This window comes from Acinetobacter sp. GRABPA_MV_2, assembly GCF_056725885.1.
The window spans coordinates 16,061-31,564 of sequence record NZ_JBWZNA010000018.1; the positions used below are offsets into that span (position 1 = coordinate 16,061).

Consider the following 15,504-nt stretch of genomic DNA (forward strand, 5'->3'; position numbering starts at 1 on the left):
TTCCATATCTGTATGTTTGCCCTCCTTTTGAAAGCATACTCGCATGACTTTATTATCGATTTTTTAGCTTCATCAATATTGATTTACATGCGTTATCACAATATTTTTAAAAGGAAAAATTAAATTCAATTAAGAACTGGGAAGCTTACTGGGGACCCGCTTTTGTTCGTTGAATTAAGTGTATTGCAATTTAAAAACACCCAGTCTAATATCGAGAATCAAGGACAAAATAGCTTTCCTTTTCATCAATCGGTTAGACCTTGGTAGTTACCAACGTCTTTTTTTGTACGCATTTATAGACAAGCGGTCTAATTTTTAAAAATGATTCAATGCTTGGCCACTCTTAAAGGAGGAAATTAACCCAGAAACGGCTATTTCAATGGCGAATAGACACCAAACGAATTAGGGTCTAATGGATAAAACCCAATATGAATAATTAAATACGGAAGACGGAACCTACAAAATGGAGGGTTCCCAATTATTTAAAACCAAGGAAATGGAAACATGAATAAGCGAATTTTAGGTGTAGTTTTTGGGACTACGCTTGCATGCTTTCAAGCACAAGCAGCCCAGTTCAAATGCCAAGACGATGTAAAACCTACACCTGTTACTGCCGAGGAACAAAAGCTGGTCGACCAGTTCTGGGCCGAATCACTGGTCTATTTAGACCAATATCTAAAAGCACTTAAGACACCTACTGGACAGTGCAAGGACTCAGCACAAGCAACGACCCAAACATATTCTTCCGAAACAGGAAAAGCACAAACACGTTGCATCATGAAGTACCGAGATGTAGAACTGGTTGCAAAACACCTCAAGGCTGTACTAGCCGAGCCAGACAAAGCAAAGGCATGTTTCGACCCACAAAAGAATTATAAAGATTTCACACTCTACACCCCTAGCTCACAGGTACAAAATTTATCAGCAACCTCAAAATGGATTAACCGTCCATTGCTGACCGATTACTACAAAAAAATGGGTGGCACAATTGGTGCGGCAGGCTTGGAGTTGAACGAAAATTTCCTAGCCATTACATCTCGCACCGACACTACTTCACACTGGACGAAGGATGTCAGCATCAAAGGACTACCAACACTTTGGTCTTCCGTAGGTTGGATTCCGTTTTACGCTGAGAACCCAAATGCGGGAAGCGACCGTTTCCGTGGTGGATATCTTTATGCAGAGCTCATGGGTCCATGGGGTAACTTACGGATTAAGGAAATTGATGGTGAAAAAGTCGGTGCAGAAATTGGCATGACCGTACAATTATTCAATACTTCTTATCCCTACCATTATCACCACCCTCAAGAGATCTACATGACATTAACCAAGCCGCAATGTATTGATCAAAATAAGTTTATGGTGATGCATTGGGACAGTGACCAGTTCAAACATAAACGCGGTGATAAAGGTTGGAATGTACAAATTGATGGGTCAAAAGGTAAATGGAAAAAATGGTTTTCCAATCAAGATCCAGACCAGAAGTGGCTAACCTACTTTGAACGTAATTCCATTCATGCATTCCATGCACTTGAGGGCTGTAATCAAACAATTCAAAATTCTGGTTTAGTCACAGTTTGGGCTCGTACAACTGGACAAGATAATGAGCAATCCACTCGGTTATGCCAACCTATCTCTGGTGATCCAATAGATATAAAGAAAATGAAACCCGAAGAAAAGGTAATTTGTAAATTACACGACTGGAAACCTTAAGAATCCTTCCAAGTTCTTAGCAGAATAAATCATTGAAGAAGGTTTTTTTGCAGAAATATTTACAAGATAAACTTACTGCAAGCTCAATAGATGAGTTTGCAGTAAATCTAAAATGTCGGCTTTAATACAAATCCAAATACCCAAACACAGCTTTTTCAACTCGCTGCTGTAAATGATTTAAATCACTTTGCCCTGCTATGCCTGCCGTGTTAATCATTCCTTTGCTTAAAGCAATTACATCTTGTGCGGCCGTCTATGCATTTGAAATGCCAGAGCGTATAAACAGATCAGAAGCTTGAACCTATTTTGAGAAGTACCCGACTGTAAAAGTTTGATGGTATGACATTGAAGCGTTTAGCACTAAAGCCAGTGATATTGCTGTGTTTGAGACCACATCTTTGCAAGATTATTATTTTGTAATTGATGCGATTCGAGACTCTGAGTTTTGTACAGTACCCTACTTTGAGTTTGTAGAGATTATTCCAGCAATTGAAGATGGGTATGTGGAGTATGAAGAAAGTTTCCTGTAAACGGGTATAACTTTTTATCAAACCAGTGATGCTTTAAGCCAGTAATTTTATGGCTATGCCTAAGGTAATAGCCATCGTAAAATTTAGTAGCTTTATTTAAAATTTTTTATATCTATTTAATATAGCTGTTATTTTTAAAAACTTGTTGAAAACTTAAAGGAATATTTTGTGTGTTAGGTATATGCCCAAAAAAATGCTCATCTTTTGTTTGAAAAAAGATATCAAAGCTTTGACTCATAAATGGATCAACTTCACTTTGTTTTTGATAAATTGGTGTAAGCCTATTGATATAATAATTGATCCAATCAACTTGATTTGAAAAATAAGAATAATCTTTAAGGTCAAAATATAGGTTATTCAAATTATCTGCAATCAAGTCTACATTAGGATGAAACAGCCAAATAATAATCTCCATGGGAGAAACTTTTTTCAGCGTATGCTGAGAAGTTTTATCAAATCTTTCAATTTTATATAATTGCGCACCTTCTTGACTATAACTAGAGCAAAGTAATTTTCCATTATGAACCTGATCAAGGTTTTGACCTAACTCTAAGGTTCGTATTCTCTTAGAAATATCTAAACATTCAGGTAAAGTTCTTAATTTAGATTTTGCTATATTTTTAAAGATATCAACTGATTGCTGAACCACTCTTGATTCGCCAGTGCCAGTAATAATACCTTGCTCCCAAGTATATAACTTCGAGTAATGTGTAGTAGAAAGTTCAACATCTAAGGTTTCATTTACAGTTACTCTTTTATTATCAGCTGCAACGACAATGCTATCGTTTAATTGAATAGCTAAGATGAAAGTCATATTTTACGTAAAATAACGAGACATTTGATATACATTTATTTTAGGCTATATCCATACAAAATTCTGAATATTTTTTTATAAAAATTGAGGTTATTGATGGCTGGTGGTTCTCAAATTATTATTAATAAAGATGGTATTACTCTGATTACACCAGGAAAATTTGAGCCGAAAGCTGGACAACACCTTTTTAAAGACGGGGAAAAAGCTAATTATTCTTTACCCGAAATCCCTAACGTTCAATCTCCTTTTAGTAATAAATTAGATGTTTATAATCTATTTCCAGATACATCAAATATTAAATATTCTGTTTTACATTCAAATGGACAAGTAAAAACTGGCTTCCTTGACCAGTATGGTAGGACTGGACGCATCAGATCTCAGGAACAGGAAAAAGTTAAAGTTCTGATTGGTGGCGATGAATGGCACTATTATATTAGCCGTTTTGGTGGAACTATTGAGGATAATACTTATATTAAATTCCTAGATCTTATAGGAGATCCTATACCAAATTTAGAGTTTAATTTAAGTAATGATAATAATAAAATTCTTATGGAATGTAGAACAAATAATGATGGTGAAGCCGTATTTGTATGTCCTAAAGATGACTTTCCAATACTATCCGTGAAAAGTTTAATTACTAATGAATTTAAACCAATACTAAGAATAGAAAATAACTTGGTAAGGGAGATAATTTTAATAAGTCCCAAGATCTTAAAAGAAATCGATTTATTACAAGAAACAGATGAGAAAGGCGATTATTTAAGAAGTAACTATCATAAATAATTGAATATTCAAAAAGTATTGTGAGCGATAAAGATGGCAAATGAACAGAAAGATTTACAACAGAAAGTAAACCAAAATGGTAGGCCTGTTTCAGTTTTTACTAGAGAGCATCTTGAAACAGCTGCTAATGTAGCCTCAGAATCTTCAGATATATTAGGTTATTTAAAAGATGGAACTTCGGTTGTAGATAATTACAATTTTAGATGGGGTCTTATCCATTCAAAGAATACGCCTTTGTTTAGTAAAGAAAGGTTAGAAAAAGCTAAGGAATTCCGATTTTATAAAGAAAATCCTCAGACAGGACGAATTTTTAAAGGTAATCAGCATACAAAAGTATTCGATACTAAAAAATTCGGAACCAAGATTGATAAATTAGGGTCAAAAGCAGGTAATTTTGGAGATGGAGTAGAGTTAGCATTAGCTATTGTCGATAGAAACCCTGAAGCCCTTGCAACAAAATCTTCTACATTAGTGTTATCTAAAGCTGGAGAAAAAACGGGTGAAGTAGCTGGACTTGCTGCTGCTGGAAAATGTGCAAAAGTAGCAATAAAACGGTTAGATCCTAGAAAAGCTACAGTTGTTGGTCTCACCTGTGCTGGTGCAGCCATAGGTGTGAAATACTGGTTAAAAGACAAAGGAGATGAGTTAGGAAATACGGTTGGAAAAACAAAGACTGCTATAGAGGCAGCTCAAGGCGTTCTCGATGCAGTAGACATATTGGATCAAGTTGAGACAAAAGCGGCTGAAAGAGAGAAACAAGAGGCTATAAAAAGAGATCCAATGCTAGAATGGCATATAGTTGGAGCAGATTAATTTCACAGAGATAGATTATGAATTTAAAGTATTTAATGATTTCTAGCCTCATAAGTATATTTTTATTAGGTAGTGCAGGCTGCTCAGAACCTACTCCACAACAAAATAAAACTCAAAATGAAGCAAGTCAATTATATGAACAAGGTAGTAAATATTTCCTAGGTAAAGATTCTCCTAAAGACTATCAAAAAGCTTTTTCTTATTTCCAAATGGCAGCTGAAAAAGGCCTACCTATTGCACAAAATGATTTAGCAGGAATGTATTCCAAAGGAATAGGCACCCCGAAAAATGAAGAAAAAGCTTACTATTGGTATGAGAAAGCTGCTAAAAACAACTTTCCAGAAGCTCAATATAATTTGGGTTTGATGTACGATAATGGCTATTATGTAAATAAAGATCGATCAAAAGCTTTAGAGTTTTATAAATTATCTTCAGCTCAAGGATATGCTAAAGCTCAATATAATTTAGCAAATGCTTATCTTTCAGGGAATGGAGTAAAAAAAGATATTAATTTAGCGCTAGAACTATATAAGAAAGCTGCAGATCAAAATCTTTCTGAAGCTCAATATAATTTAGCAAATATTTATTCTGATGGTACTCTTGTTAAACAAGATAATGAAAAAGCTTTAGAGCTATATACAAAAGTAGCAGAAAAAGGCATACCTGAGGCCCAAAATAATCTAGCCTATATGTATGCTAATGTTTTCTCAGATTATGAAAAAGCTAAATTTTGGTTCCAAAAAGCTGCTGACAATGGATATGAACCAGCAAAAGAAGCTTTACAACAATTTCATTAAATTACAATAAAATTTTAAATTATATAAAATAGGTTTATTAGTCAGTATACTCTGAATATTAAACCTATTTTATTAACAACACTTTCAACAATCAGAAAAAATTTAATTTTAACTACTTTTATTTCTTTAAATATAAATTTCTTTTAATTTCTATCAATCCAAACCACTTACAAAATCATCTTCTTAAAAATAAAATACAAATACTATAAAGAGTAACAATCGCAAGTAAGGTTAATAGAATTCCTTGTATTTCGGAAAAGAAAATACTTAACCAAGATAATCTATAGTTAAATTCTTTATTCGTAAGAAATAACTTAGCTTTATTAGGGGAGTTCTTATTTATGAATAATTTTATTGTCTGATCTTTTACAGCCTTATTAAAAATCTCTTTATTTTTTTCTTTAAAAGAATCACAACTTTCAAAAATATATGTTTTATATATTCTATAAAAAACTTGGTCTTGTTGAAGATAGCTTTTATTTTCATAATTATATTGATATGAAACTGCTAGATTTGCCATTTTGTCCCCGCCTCGTCCCCAAGGACTTGAGCACTTAATTTCGTAATTTAAGATCTGAATTTTTTCTAGCTGCACCCAATTTGGATGAGTTACATTAAAGATTTTTAACTTAGCAGCAGGAATGCTTGTGCAAAAAAATATTACAACAAGTAAAAACAGCACAAGATAGAGGCCGCTATAGAAAAATTTATTCATAACTCAAAATTACAATAGATTAATTTCTAGTAAGTGACAGATAATTATATACTATTAACATGTAAATTAGTCCTCTATTATTTTTTAGAAGTGATAGTCAAATATATAATTAAACCGATTAAGACCAAAAATATTAATTGAATTTCTAATACAAAGTTTATCATCCAAGAATTTCTAAATAATAAACCTTTTTTTGTTATTAATATTTTCGATTTCTTTTTGTCTGGTGAAATAAAAACTTTTAATTCATTACTTTTTTTTATCTCATTAAATATAGATATGTTTTGCTCTTTCATCTCATCACAATTCTCCGAAATCATCAATCTATATACAACCAAAAAATCTTTTTCTTCTGCTTTATAAACTTTATTTTGATATGTATATTGATACTTTATATCTCCACGTGCACTTCTATCTATACCTCGTCGCCAATATTTTCTTTTACAATAAACGTTATAATCTAAAATTTTATAATCTTCTAATTCAACCCAGTCAGGATGTAATAATTTAAAAACTTTTGATTGCAGATTAAAAGATGAAGTTACAACCAATAAAATAAGAAAAACAAATACCAAGAATAAAATAATTTTTATAAATAATTTCATTATTAATATATCCTGACCGAAATAACGAATTTTACATTAACCCACAAATAATATATAAATATATTTTATATATCCTTAGCACGGAAATATTAGCATAAAAATAAAAGCTTATTAAATAATCTTAATTATAATCACTATATACTATTTTATTATTTATCCCCCTCCCCCAAAACCTTTCCAACACCACATCCCGTTCATTCAAACAGTTAGAGCTTAAAACCTGTAGCATCAAGCCATCAATTAAGTTTAAAACCATGTTGGCATCGGGTTTGGGTTTGTTAGTTTCCAGACTAAAGGCCAGATCAAAAATTTCTTTCAGTAGCCATTTACGGTATTCAACTGCCATGCGGTAAGCCCGTGGATAAAGCAGTTTTAATTCAAAAATGGTTTTAAACAACAGGTGGTAAAGGCTATTCACATCGACATGTAAGCGGACAATTTCTTTGAGTTTATCGGCTGCGGTTGGGTAGCGATGTGAGTAGACAATTGCCAGAACTTCTTCTTTAAGTCGGCTTTTTTGAAAGATTAGACACATTTCAACAAGCCGTTCTTTCGAGTGAAAGTAGTTATAAAACGTGGCTTTTTGAATTTTAGATTTTTTAATAATCAGGTCTACGCCTGCACTATGAAATCCATGCGTGGTAAAAAGTTGGATGGCGGTTTGAACCACCTGTAATTTTTTGGAAGATATTTCTAAAGTTGGCATAGTTTTACCGTTATAAATTCTTGTTGTGTCTAAATGAGATAAAAAGCCTGTGCCCTTTCTGGGAGAAAAAAAGGCACAGCAAAGCCGTAAGACGGTGCTTGGCACATCTCAAGTTTTGTTTTGCTAAGTTTTAAGTAAAAATGACTTAAAGCCTGAAAACCTTATGGCATTCAAGCTGCTGTAATTTTTTAAGCTGTGTCGTTATAGCTTTTGGCACGGAGTACCAAGAAATGATGGATGTGCATAGCCAACTCCTGATTTTGGGAGTTCTGCCAAAGCATTCATTTGGAATTATGGTGGCAGAACGAAAGAGGGTTAGCAGACTGGCTTCGAGAACCCAGCACACCCGAAGGTGTCCCCCTTCCGTCCTACCTCTACAAAAAGGGAGACGAGTGGGTCTACATCAAAAAAACGTGTTTTTTCAATGTCCTCAAAGAACGGTCTGCTAAAACCGACTGGCAATGTGGCCAGCAGGCAAAGGATAATCTGAGAGTTTAGTGGTGTCAATGTAGCTTTTATGACAAGTATTTAAATTTCTTATTGTTTTTCATTAGATTAACTTAATTATTATTTTAGATATTATATTTAATTGTATTTTTAATTAAGTGAAGCGATCCATGCTTCTTCATTTCTATCTTTTAACTTTTAATTTGAAACAACAAAATGGAAAGTGGGATTAGACAATCTCGGTCTGCCCAACTTGGTGATAAGCACGGTTAAAATAAACCAAACTTTGGTCATGTTGGCTTTGTTTAATTGCCACGATCGGACATATAAAAATCGTGTGTGTGCCGACTTGTTGAATTTGCTCAATCTCACAATCGAAACTTACTAAAGCATCGTCCAACACAGGTGAACCCGTTTCTAACTCAATCCATGCGCCATGTTTAAAGCGCTCTTCTGGTGTGAGTTTAGATGAAAATGCTTTTGAAATATGTTCGTGGTGTGCGCCCAACACATTCACAGTTAAGATTTTATTATCTAGGAAATGTGCATGTGAACTCGCAGATTGGTTCATACACACCAATAATGTCGGAGGTGTGTCAGTCACACTACAAACAGCAGAGGCAGTAAATCCAAAACGGCCAGACATGCCTGCCGTAGTCACAACACTGACTGCACTTGTGAGTAAAGACATTGCATTTCTAAAGTCTGTTGCTTGAACCATGACATTATTCCTAAATTGAACCGTACCTTGTCCTGTGTGTTTGCTATACCGCCCAACTCCATCAGGAAGGTACTCTCGACATGCGTTCTGATTAGAGCGACATGTAGTAAGTAAAATGAGGGTTACTTGTTTGATTATCAACTGCCATCAAAAAAGTAACCCTTTATACCACTTATTGGTAAATATTAAGCAGTAAGATCATAACCAGTCAGTTCTCGGCGAACGATTTCTGCACCTGCACTTAAAGCATTTAACTTGCCACGTGCCACTTCACGAGAAAGAGGTGCCATACCGCAGTTTGTGCAAGGATAAAGCTTGTCAGCATCTACAAACTGAAGCGCTTTACGTAGTGTGTTAGCCACTTCTTCTGGTGTTTCAATCTGGTTAGATGCGACATCAATTGCGCCGACCATTACTTTTTTACCGCGAATGAGTTCGAGTAAATCGATAGGCACATGTGAGTTGTGACATTCTAACGAGATGATATCAATGTTAGACGTTTGAAGTTTCGGGAAAGCTTCTTCGTATTGACGCCATTCAGAACCGAGTGTCTTTTTCCAGTCAGTGTTGGCTTTAATGCCGTAACCATAGCAAATGTGCACCGCAGTTTCACACTTAAGACCTTCAATTGCACGCTCTAAAGTCGCGATGCCCCAGTCATTTACTTCGTCAAAGAATACGTTAAATGCAGGTTCGTCAAACTGAATAATGTCTACACCAGCAGCTTCTAGCTCACGTGCTTCTTGGTTCAAGATTTTGGCAAATTCCCAAGCAAGTTTTTCACGGCTCTTGTAGTGACCATCGTAAAGCGTATCAATCATAGTCATTGGGCCAGGTAATGCCCACTTAATTGGTTGATTGGTTTGCTGACGTAAAAACTTCGCATCTTCAACAAACACAGGCTTTTGACGAGACACTGCACCTACAACAGATGGCACGCTTGCATCGTAACGGTCACGAATACGAACTGTTTCGCGCTTCTCAAAATCTACGCCATTTAAGTGTTCAATAAACGTAGTCACAAAGTGTTGGCGAGTTTGTTCACCATCACTGACAATATCAATGCCAGCAAGTTGTTGTTCGTGCAACGCCAAACGTAACGCATCTTTTTTACCTTCGGCTAAGCCTTCGTTTTCAAGTTTCCAAGGTGACCAAAGCTTTTCAGGTTCTGCAAGCCAAGACGGTTTTGGTAAGCTGCCAGCAGTTGAAGTCGGTAATAATTTTTTCATGATCAATAACCCGTATGTTGATTAATTAGGAGCGTAATTAGCAGACCACTGCTCAAGAATCGCTTGGTATGGTTTGATAAATTGCTCTTCAACAAACTTCCCCTGCTCAATAGCCAGACGGCTACGTTCTTCACGGTCATACACAATTCGAGTAAGTGAATAATCTTCGTGTTTCAAGCTTGGTTGATAAGATTTTCCAGCCACTGAATTTGCGTTGTAAATTTCTGGACGGTAAATCTTTTGGAATGTTTCCATCGTACTAATGGTACTAATCAACTCAAGGTTGGTGTAATCACTCAACAAATCGCCTGTAAAATAGAACGCTAACGGCGCAACGCTATTTGGCGGCATGAAGTAGCGAACTTTTAAGCCCATTTTTTGGAAATATTCATCAGTGAGTGAATAGTCTTCTTGCTTGTATTCAACACCTAAAACTGGATGTTCGTTTTCAGTACGGTGGTACTCTTTAGTCGTCGAAACGCTTAAGCAAATCACAGGTGCTTTTTTAAAGTTGGCTTTGTAAGTTTCAGAGTTAATAAAGCTCTTAAACAAGTTACCGTGCAATTCACCAAACTTTTCTGGCGTGCTAAACGTAGACTTGTTTTTGTTGTGATCTAACAACAGCACACTAAAGTCATAGTCACGTACATAAGACGAGAAGTTGTTGCCTACAATACCTTCGATGCGTTCATTGGTTTTCTTATCAACAATATTGGTTTTCAATATTTCGATGAGAGGAAGCCCGCTAGTACGGTTTTCGGCATCAATGTTCATTTCAACTGAAATGATTTCAAGTTCAACGCCATAGCGGTCACCTTTAGGGTTGTCCCAATGAGCTAAGGCATTGAAACGATTGTCGATCATCTGCAATGTATTGCGCAAATTCTCTTCGCGGCTCATCCCTCTTGCCAAGTTAGCAAAGTTGGTTGTAATACGTGTATTGTCTGCTGGACGATAGTTCTCATCGAAACAAATACTCTTAATCGTAAATGTAAATTCTTTACTCATTGTGATCAGTACCCTAATTTCTGAGATAAAACCTAAATAAAAACTTTTTGCTCTTTTTAAACTTTCCAGACTTGTCAGATTTGTGCCTTATGGTCTTATCAAAGTGAATTACTGGAGCGCTTCAGAGCATGAATAGATTTATACCGCAATCAGAACATGAATAAAAATGATTTAGTCTCATTACAAACTGAGTGAAATTCATGTTTAGGGTTTAATAAATAAGTATGAAGTTAAATATTTTTCATCTTTGGGAATTTTAGACAGCAGAAATTCAAGATACGGCGCTCACACAGCACCTTAATCATTTCAAATATTAATTATTATTTTCAAATACTTAATAGCAAAAATTTAAGTTAAAAAGAATCAAGCTAAAGTAATGTGTGCTGACTTTCATTCATCTCTGCTTTTAGCCATTCTAAAAATATGGTTTTGCGTGAATCTTCCTCAAAAGCGCCATGAGAAATTAAAAAATAGGCTGAATTATCTTGCACAACAGGTGAAATTTTTTTCAGTAAGTTCCACTCAAGCTCTTTTTCAATCATATAAATTGAGATGACTGTTGCGCCAAGTCCCGCCAAACAGCCTTCTAAACATAGATAAAAATGTTCGAGTTCAACTTTGGTGTAGCCTTTTAAACTCTGCTTTAATTCAACAATGCGACTCATGCTTTTGAAAAAATTGGGTCTAGAGGTCGAAATGAGTACGTCGTTTGTTTCCGATGGCTTGATTGCTTGAACTAGAGCGATATATTCATCGGCAATCTTTTCGCTATAAATATGTTCTCCCCAATCAAAGTCATTTCGGCGAATTGCGATATCAATATTATCTTTTTCAAAATCGACCACGCCGCCTGCTGTGAGTAGCACAACCTCAAAATCATGACCAAGCTTTTTAAATTTTGATAACCGTGGAATAAGCCATTTCATGGAAAGAGTCGGTTCACACGACAAAACCAGTTGTTTATTGTGAGTTTTAGGCTGGCTGAGTTCTATTAAACATTCATCGAGTTGACCAAAAACTTGATGGCAACAACTCAATAAAATTTCGCCCTGCTCGGTCATCACAAGTGTTTTATTTTTACGATCGAATAAAGTCGTATTTAAAGCTTCTTCCAAATTATAAATCTGTTTACTGACCGCACTTTGCGTCACAAATAATTTCTTTGCAGCTAAAGTAACGCTGCCATACTTCGCCACAAAATAGAAAAATTTTAATGAATTCAGCGATATTCTTTCAATCATTCCAAAAACTCATAAATGTGTAGTCGTTTTTATCGATTTTTATTTTTAGATTTCTGTTCAAAATAAAAATCATCTTTATTAAACCCCATTTTAGATGATGAAAAACATATTGGATATCGCTATCTATCTTCATAAATGTAAAGCCCCAATCTTCCTCACCAAAAAAATAACAGCTCTAAGTAGAACAGCTCTCCTCTCAAATACATTCCAAAAAGTACAGATGAACCCCCTCGTTTTCAGTGAAGGGGCAAAATAATGGCAGAGTTCATTGCGGTTATGCTCATTACGATTTTGGCGGTGGTTAGCCCCGGCGCTGACTTCGCGATCGTTACCAAAAATAGTTATCTGTACGGCAGAAAAATAGGTGTGTTCACTTCACTGGGAATATCGCTTGGTGTGTTGGTACATGTAACCTATACGTTAGTTGCCGTTGCCTTTGTGATGACTTATACGCCGCAAATTTTGAATATTGTTAAGTATATTGGCGCACTTTATCTGATCTATATTGGCTATAAAACTTTTACTCAAAAACCAGTTTTAGACACTGCGGCTTTAACTTCTATAGGTACTTTGCAAGCCATAAAATACGGCTTTTTTACTAACGCCCTGAACCCTAAAACCACGCTATTTGTGATTAGTACCTATACGCAAATTGTGAGTTTAACCACGCCTAAAACCATTCTTTTGGCTTATGGCTTTTTTATGTCATTTGCCCATTTTGTATGGTTTTCACTGGTGGCTGTGCTGTTTTCATCCATGCTACTGAGACAGAAAATGTTAGCCAAGCAAGTACAGATTAATAAGGTGATTGGCTCAATTTTATGTGTGTTAGGTGTGATTTTGCTTTTTACTAAGTTTCAGTAAAGGCACTTGATTGCTAAAGCGATAATAAATACATAACATCGCTTTAGCTTATTTTGGTCAATAGATTAAGACATTACATGACTTAACCATATAAGCGCTGATCTAAAATTCATATTTCGCCATCATTTCTATACGCTTATCTTTTCCTACTTGCTGGCTGACAGTGTTACGCTCACCATAGACATATTCAACCCCAAAAGTTAGTGGTTTATTGGGTTTAAACATCAGATTCGCCCAACTCTGTTGTAACTTTTTATTGGCATCTTTTGTTATTACGTCTTTATCTTCATAGATCAATGCACCATGACCTATTGTGCCCCTTAGCTTTTCATTAAATTGATAAGTAAGACCCAATTGAAATGCATCAAAATCAATTAATTCGACATCATCCCCGTTTTGAATATGACGGACATTATCCGAAGTTGCCAGTAATAACTTATTGTCTCCAGAAACATGCGAATAGTTGCTATTAAATAATAAGGATGGCGTGATTTTATAGCGAAGACCTAATGCAGCACCCCATCCCGTTTTAGTTTCATCATTTTCATTGCGTAGACGGACTTCTTGGATCAAACCACGTGCGGTCATTACACCTTTGTCCGTAGCAAATTCATATTTCAATTTACTCGCCAGTAAAGGCAGACGGTTCTCGTCATTGCCTTTTTCTAAGCTTAAGAAATAAGAGGTTGATGCATTAATTGGCCCAGAATAACGCACCATTGGATTACGATTGGTACCTCCACCTAATGCGGTATTTGAATCTAGCATTTCTGGTGCTGTTTCAGTTGAAAGAAAAGTAGACGTGGTTTGACCAATCAACCACCGATCATAGTTTAAATAAACATGTCGCAGACGGGCATTGTCTTTATTTGTCCCACCACGAAAATCTATTTCAATTTTCCCTTTTAACGTCTTTTTCCCTATAGGAGTATTAAAATCTAAACCAATACGAGAGGCATTGACGGTCGAATCCAAGCGATCTTCAGTCGATTTTTTATCAGGATCACCTTCTAGTAACACACCATTAATGCGGTTAAACATACCTTTCGCACCTTCAAACTGATAGGCAGTATCAGCACGAACAAAGCCATACAAATTAACATCGGCACCGGATTTTGTTTGCCATTTGAATATAGCTTGAGTATTTTTTTCAGGCGGCGTGATAACACTTGCCGTAGGTACGTGTGGAACCTGTACGCTATTTGTAGGTATTGCTTGCTGAGCCTGAAGCATTTGTCGGAGTTCATTCACTTCTGCACGTAACTGTTCAAGTTCACTGCTCTGATTGGCATGGGTAAATGTAGTAATCGTGGTCAAGCTAACGATTAGTACTGTCTTAGGTGAGTTAAATTTCATTTTGCATTCCTTTGTTTTATTTCAATAAAGCGTGCTGTTCATCCATTTACAAAAATTGTAGATATAGTCCCCCCTTAAGTAGCTTTTCAGCTCTTTAAAAATGTCTTACTTACTTTTTAGATTTAAAAAACAATTGCAGACTGTATTGATAAAAAAAGCGTGTAGTGAGAATGACGAAAATTAATCTTGAGAGTTGAAAGGAAACGACGATGGGTACTGCGAGTCCGAGAGCTTTAGCCATCAGTGACATTTCTGCGATGCCTCCGGGTGAAAGCCCTAAAATCAAGATTTGTTTTTCTGTATGACTTAAATTAACCAGTAATAAAGCAACGCTGATCGATAACGCTAAAGCCAGTAAATTGAATATCAGTGTGACTCCAATAAATTTTTTATTTTTCCTTAAAAAGCTAAATGGAAATTTGCTACCTAATGACCAGCCAATACAGACTTGACCAAAGGCAGTAAACCACTCAGGCAATTTCATCTGAAGTATTCCACAAAATGACAATAACCCAATAATGGCGAGTGGCCCCAAAATCCAAGCATTCAAAAGATTAAAAAATTGAAAAACCTTACCCACAAACAGAGCCAGACAAAACAGCAATACAACCTGAAAAAAGCTAAATTGATCCGACACTGGTATCTTTAAACCAGTCCATTCAACATGAAAATAAAGCTCCATAAAAATTGGAACCAGCACAACCAAAATCACAATTCTCAAACTATGGGCAGCAACGACTTTATCGACTTGAGCTTGATATCGTTCTGCAATATTCACCATTTCACTGGCGCTACCAATCGCAGAAGAAAACCATGCAGTTGCCCAATCCAAGGCATTAACTCGATATTGCAATCCAGCCAGCAACGTACCCAACACAAGTGACCATGCCAAACCTATGAGGATAAAGCCCCAATATGCTGCCACTGCCTGTACCAAAGCTGGTGAAAAGTATAGGCCTAAAGCCATACCAATAATGACCTGTCCTATGCGTCGCCACTGGGGATCACAGGCAAGTGGATGACCAACACTACCGAACAATAAGGCCGTCAATAAAGGTCCAAGCAACCAAGGCAAGGGAATATGCAAATATTTGGCAATTAAAGCTCCGACCAGAGCAATTGCTAATCCTTTGAGATTTGAGCTTATTTTTTCCATAATTCA

General features: G+C 35.8%; 15 protein-coding genes and 2 pseudogenes. 6 read left to right on the forward strand and 11 right to left on the reverse strand.

Features of this window, described 5'->3' with window-relative positions:
- Positions 1-504 precede the first annotated feature (504 nt).
- A complete protein-coding gene (gene dddY / locus ACXM0J_RS14610) occupies positions 505-1,713 on the forward strand; it encodes a dimethylsulfonioproprionate lyase DddY (protein ID WP_086265987.1) in 1,209 nt (402 codons plus the stop codon).
- A gap of 121 nt (positions 1,714-1,834) precedes the next feature.
- Here the strand turns inward: dddY and ACXM0J_RS14615 are convergent.
- A pseudogene (locus ACXM0J_RS14615) lies at positions 1,835-2,005 on the reverse strand (TetR/AcrR family transcriptional regulator); the annotation flags it as partial.
- On the opposite strand from ACXM0J_RS14615, the pseudogene ACXM0J_RS14620 reads away from it, so the two are divergent.
- Positions 2,002-2,243, forward strand: a pseudogene (locus tag ACXM0J_RS14620) (darcynin family protein); the annotation flags it as partial. The pseudogenes ACXM0J_RS14615 and ACXM0J_RS14620 overlap by 4 nt on opposite strands.
- A gap of 112 nt (positions 2,244-2,355) precedes the next feature.
- Here the strand turns inward: ACXM0J_RS14620 and ACXM0J_RS14625 are convergent.
- Positions 2,356-3,057, reverse strand: coding sequence for a hypothetical protein (locus ACXM0J_RS14625; RefSeq protein WP_086265988.1), 702 nt, complete (start codon positions 3,055-3,057; stop codon positions 2,356-2,358).
- Between the two features lie 96 nt (positions 3,058-3,153).
- On the opposite strand from ACXM0J_RS14625, the gene ACXM0J_RS14630 reads away from it, so the two are divergent.
- From ACXM0J_RS14630 to ACXM0J_RS14640, 3 genes are read left to right on the forward strand one after another with little or no spacing between them, the layout of a single operon-like run.
- Entirely contained in the window at positions 3,154-3,840 is a 687-nt protein-coding gene (locus tag ACXM0J_RS14630; protein WP_086265989.1) for a type IV secretion protein Rhs, read from the forward strand.
- A 33-nt stretch (positions 3,841-3,873) separates the two neighbouring features.
- Complete coding sequence (locus ACXM0J_RS14635) at positions 3,874-4,653, forward strand: hypothetical protein (protein WP_086265990.1); 780 nt, start codon at positions 3,874-3,876, stop codon at positions 4,651-4,653.
- A 17-nt stretch (positions 4,654-4,670) separates the two neighbouring features.
- The gene (locus tag ACXM0J_RS14640) at positions 4,671-5,450 is read left to right on the forward strand and encodes a tetratricopeptide repeat protein (protein ID WP_086265991.1); all 780 of its coding nucleotides are present in this window, start codon (positions 4,671-4,673) and stop codon (positions 5,448-5,450) included.
- Positions 5,451-5,625: 175 nt separating this feature from the next.
- Here ACXM0J_RS14640 and ACXM0J_RS14645 read toward each other — a convergent pair whose 3' ends face one another.
- The 7 genes from ACXM0J_RS14645 to ACXM0J_RS14675 all read right to left on the reverse strand — a co-directional run bounded on the left by ACXM0J_RS14645 (position 5,626) and on the right by ACXM0J_RS14675 (position 12,122).
- Complete coding sequence (locus ACXM0J_RS14645) at positions 5,626-6,132, reverse strand: hypothetical protein (RefSeq protein WP_235823132.1); 507 nt, start codon at positions 6,130-6,132, stop codon at positions 5,626-5,628.
- 110 nt (positions 6,133-6,242) lie between these two features.
- Positions 6,243-6,770, reverse strand: a complete 528-nt coding sequence (locus ACXM0J_RS14650) for a hypothetical protein (protein WP_086265993.1) — start codon at positions 6,768-6,770, stop codon at positions 6,243-6,245.
- 121 nt (positions 6,771-6,891) lie between these two features.
- Entirely contained in the window at positions 6,892-7,476 is a 585-nt protein-coding gene (locus ACXM0J_RS14655) for a TetR/AcrR family transcriptional regulator (protein WP_213034459.1), read from the reverse strand.
- Between the two features lie 676 nt (positions 7,477-8,152).
- Positions 8,153-8,644, reverse strand: coding sequence for a flavin reductase (locus tag ACXM0J_RS14660; protein WP_000249487.1), 492 nt, complete (start codon positions 8,642-8,644; stop codon positions 8,153-8,155).
- A 185-nt stretch (positions 8,645-8,829) separates the two neighbouring features.
- Positions 8,830-9,873: a methionine synthase gene (locus ACXM0J_RS14665; RefSeq protein WP_017400049.1), complete on the reverse strand. Its 1,044-nt coding sequence runs from the start codon at positions 9,871-9,873 to the stop codon at positions 8,830-8,832.
- Positions 9,874-9,894: 21 nt separating this feature from the next.
- Complete coding sequence (locus ACXM0J_RS14670; protein ID WP_000031350.1) at positions 9,895-10,881, reverse strand: DUF1852 domain-containing protein; 987 nt, start codon at positions 10,879-10,881, stop codon at positions 9,895-9,897.
- 368 nt (positions 10,882-11,249) lie between these two features.
- Positions 11,250-12,122 (reverse strand): LysR family transcriptional regulator, encoded by an 873-nt coding sequence (locus ACXM0J_RS14675; RefSeq protein WP_086265996.1) that lies wholly within the window; start codon positions 12,120-12,122, stop codon positions 11,250-11,252.
- Between the two features lie 255 nt (positions 12,123-12,377).
- Between ACXM0J_RS14675 and ACXM0J_RS14680 the strand changes: the two genes are divergently transcribed.
- On the forward strand, positions 12,378-12,986 hold the full coding sequence (locus ACXM0J_RS14680; protein WP_086265997.1) for a LysE family translocator: 609 nt from the start codon (positions 12,378-12,380) through the stop codon (positions 12,984-12,986).
- 102 nt (positions 12,987-13,088) lie between these two features.
- Here ACXM0J_RS14680 and ACXM0J_RS14685 read toward each other — a convergent pair whose 3' ends face one another.
- Both ACXM0J_RS14685 and ACXM0J_RS14690 read right to left on the reverse strand, forming a co-directional pair.
- Positions 13,089-14,342 carry a DcaP family trimeric outer membrane transporter gene (locus ACXM0J_RS14685; protein WP_086265998.1) on the reverse strand — a complete coding sequence of 418 codons (1,254 nt, stop codon included), beginning with the start codon at positions 14,340-14,342 and terminating at the stop codon, positions 13,089-13,091.
- Positions 14,343-14,451: 109 nt separating this feature from the next.
- A complete protein-coding gene (locus tag ACXM0J_RS14690; protein WP_086265999.1) occupies positions 14,452-15,498 on the reverse strand; it encodes an AbrB family transcriptional regulator in 1,047 nt (348 codons plus the stop codon).
- Positions 15,499-15,504: the final 6 nt, after the last annotated feature.

Bases quoted from the DNA above. Each gene is read 5' to 3' on its own strand.
- ACXM0J_RS14675 (WP_086265996.1), bottom strand. From the start codon at position 12,122: ATGATTGAAAGAATATCGCTGAATTCATTAAAATTTTTCTATTTTGTG.
- ACXM0J_RS14635 (WP_086265990.1), top strand. From the start codon at position 3,874: ATGGCAAATGAACAGAAAGATTTACAACAGAAAGTAAACCAAAATGGT.
- ACXM0J_RS14650 (WP_086265993.1), bottom strand. From the start codon at position 6,770: ATGAAATTATTTATAAAAATTATTTTATTCTTGGTATTTGTTTTTCTT.
- ACXM0J_RS14665 (WP_017400049.1), bottom strand. From the start codon at position 9,873: ATGAAAAAATTATTACCGACTTCAACTGCTGGCAGCTTACCAAAACCG.
- ACXM0J_RS14670 (WP_000031350.1), bottom strand. From the start codon at position 10,881: ATGAGTAAAGAATTTACATTTACGATTAAGAGTATTTGTTTCGATGAG.
- ACXM0J_RS14660 (WP_000249487.1), bottom strand. From the start codon at position 8,644: ATGGTTCAAGCAACAGACTTTAGAAATGCAATGTCTTTACTCACAAGT.
- ACXM0J_RS14680 (WP_086265997.1), top strand. From the start codon at position 12,378: ATGGCAGAGTTCATTGCGGTTATGCTCATTACGATTTTGGCGGTGGTT.
- ACXM0J_RS14640 (WP_086265991.1), top strand. From the start codon at position 4,671: ATGAATTTAAAGTATTTAATGATTTCTAGCCTCATAAGTATATTTTTA.
- dddY (WP_086265987.1), top strand. From the start codon at position 505: ATGAATAAGCGAATTTTAGGTGTAGTTTTTGGGACTACGCTTGCATGC.
- ACXM0J_RS14655 (WP_213034459.1), bottom strand. From the start codon at position 7,476: ATGCCAACTTTAGAAATATCTTCCAAAAAATTACAGGTGGTTCAAACC.
- ACXM0J_RS14690 (WP_086265999.1), bottom strand. From the start codon at position 15,498: ATGGAAAAAATAAGCTCAAATCTCAAAGGATTAGCAATTGCTCTGGTC.
- ACXM0J_RS14625 (WP_086265988.1), bottom strand. From the start codon at position 3,057: ATGACTTTCATCTTAGCTATTCAATTAAACGATAGCATTGTCGTTGCA.
- ACXM0J_RS14630 (WP_086265989.1), top strand. From the start codon at position 3,154: ATGGCTGGTGGTTCTCAAATTATTATTAATAAAGATGGTATTACTCTG.
- ACXM0J_RS14685 (WP_086265998.1), bottom strand. From the start codon at position 14,342: ATGAAATTTAACTCACCTAAGACAGTACTAATCGTTAGCTTGACCACG.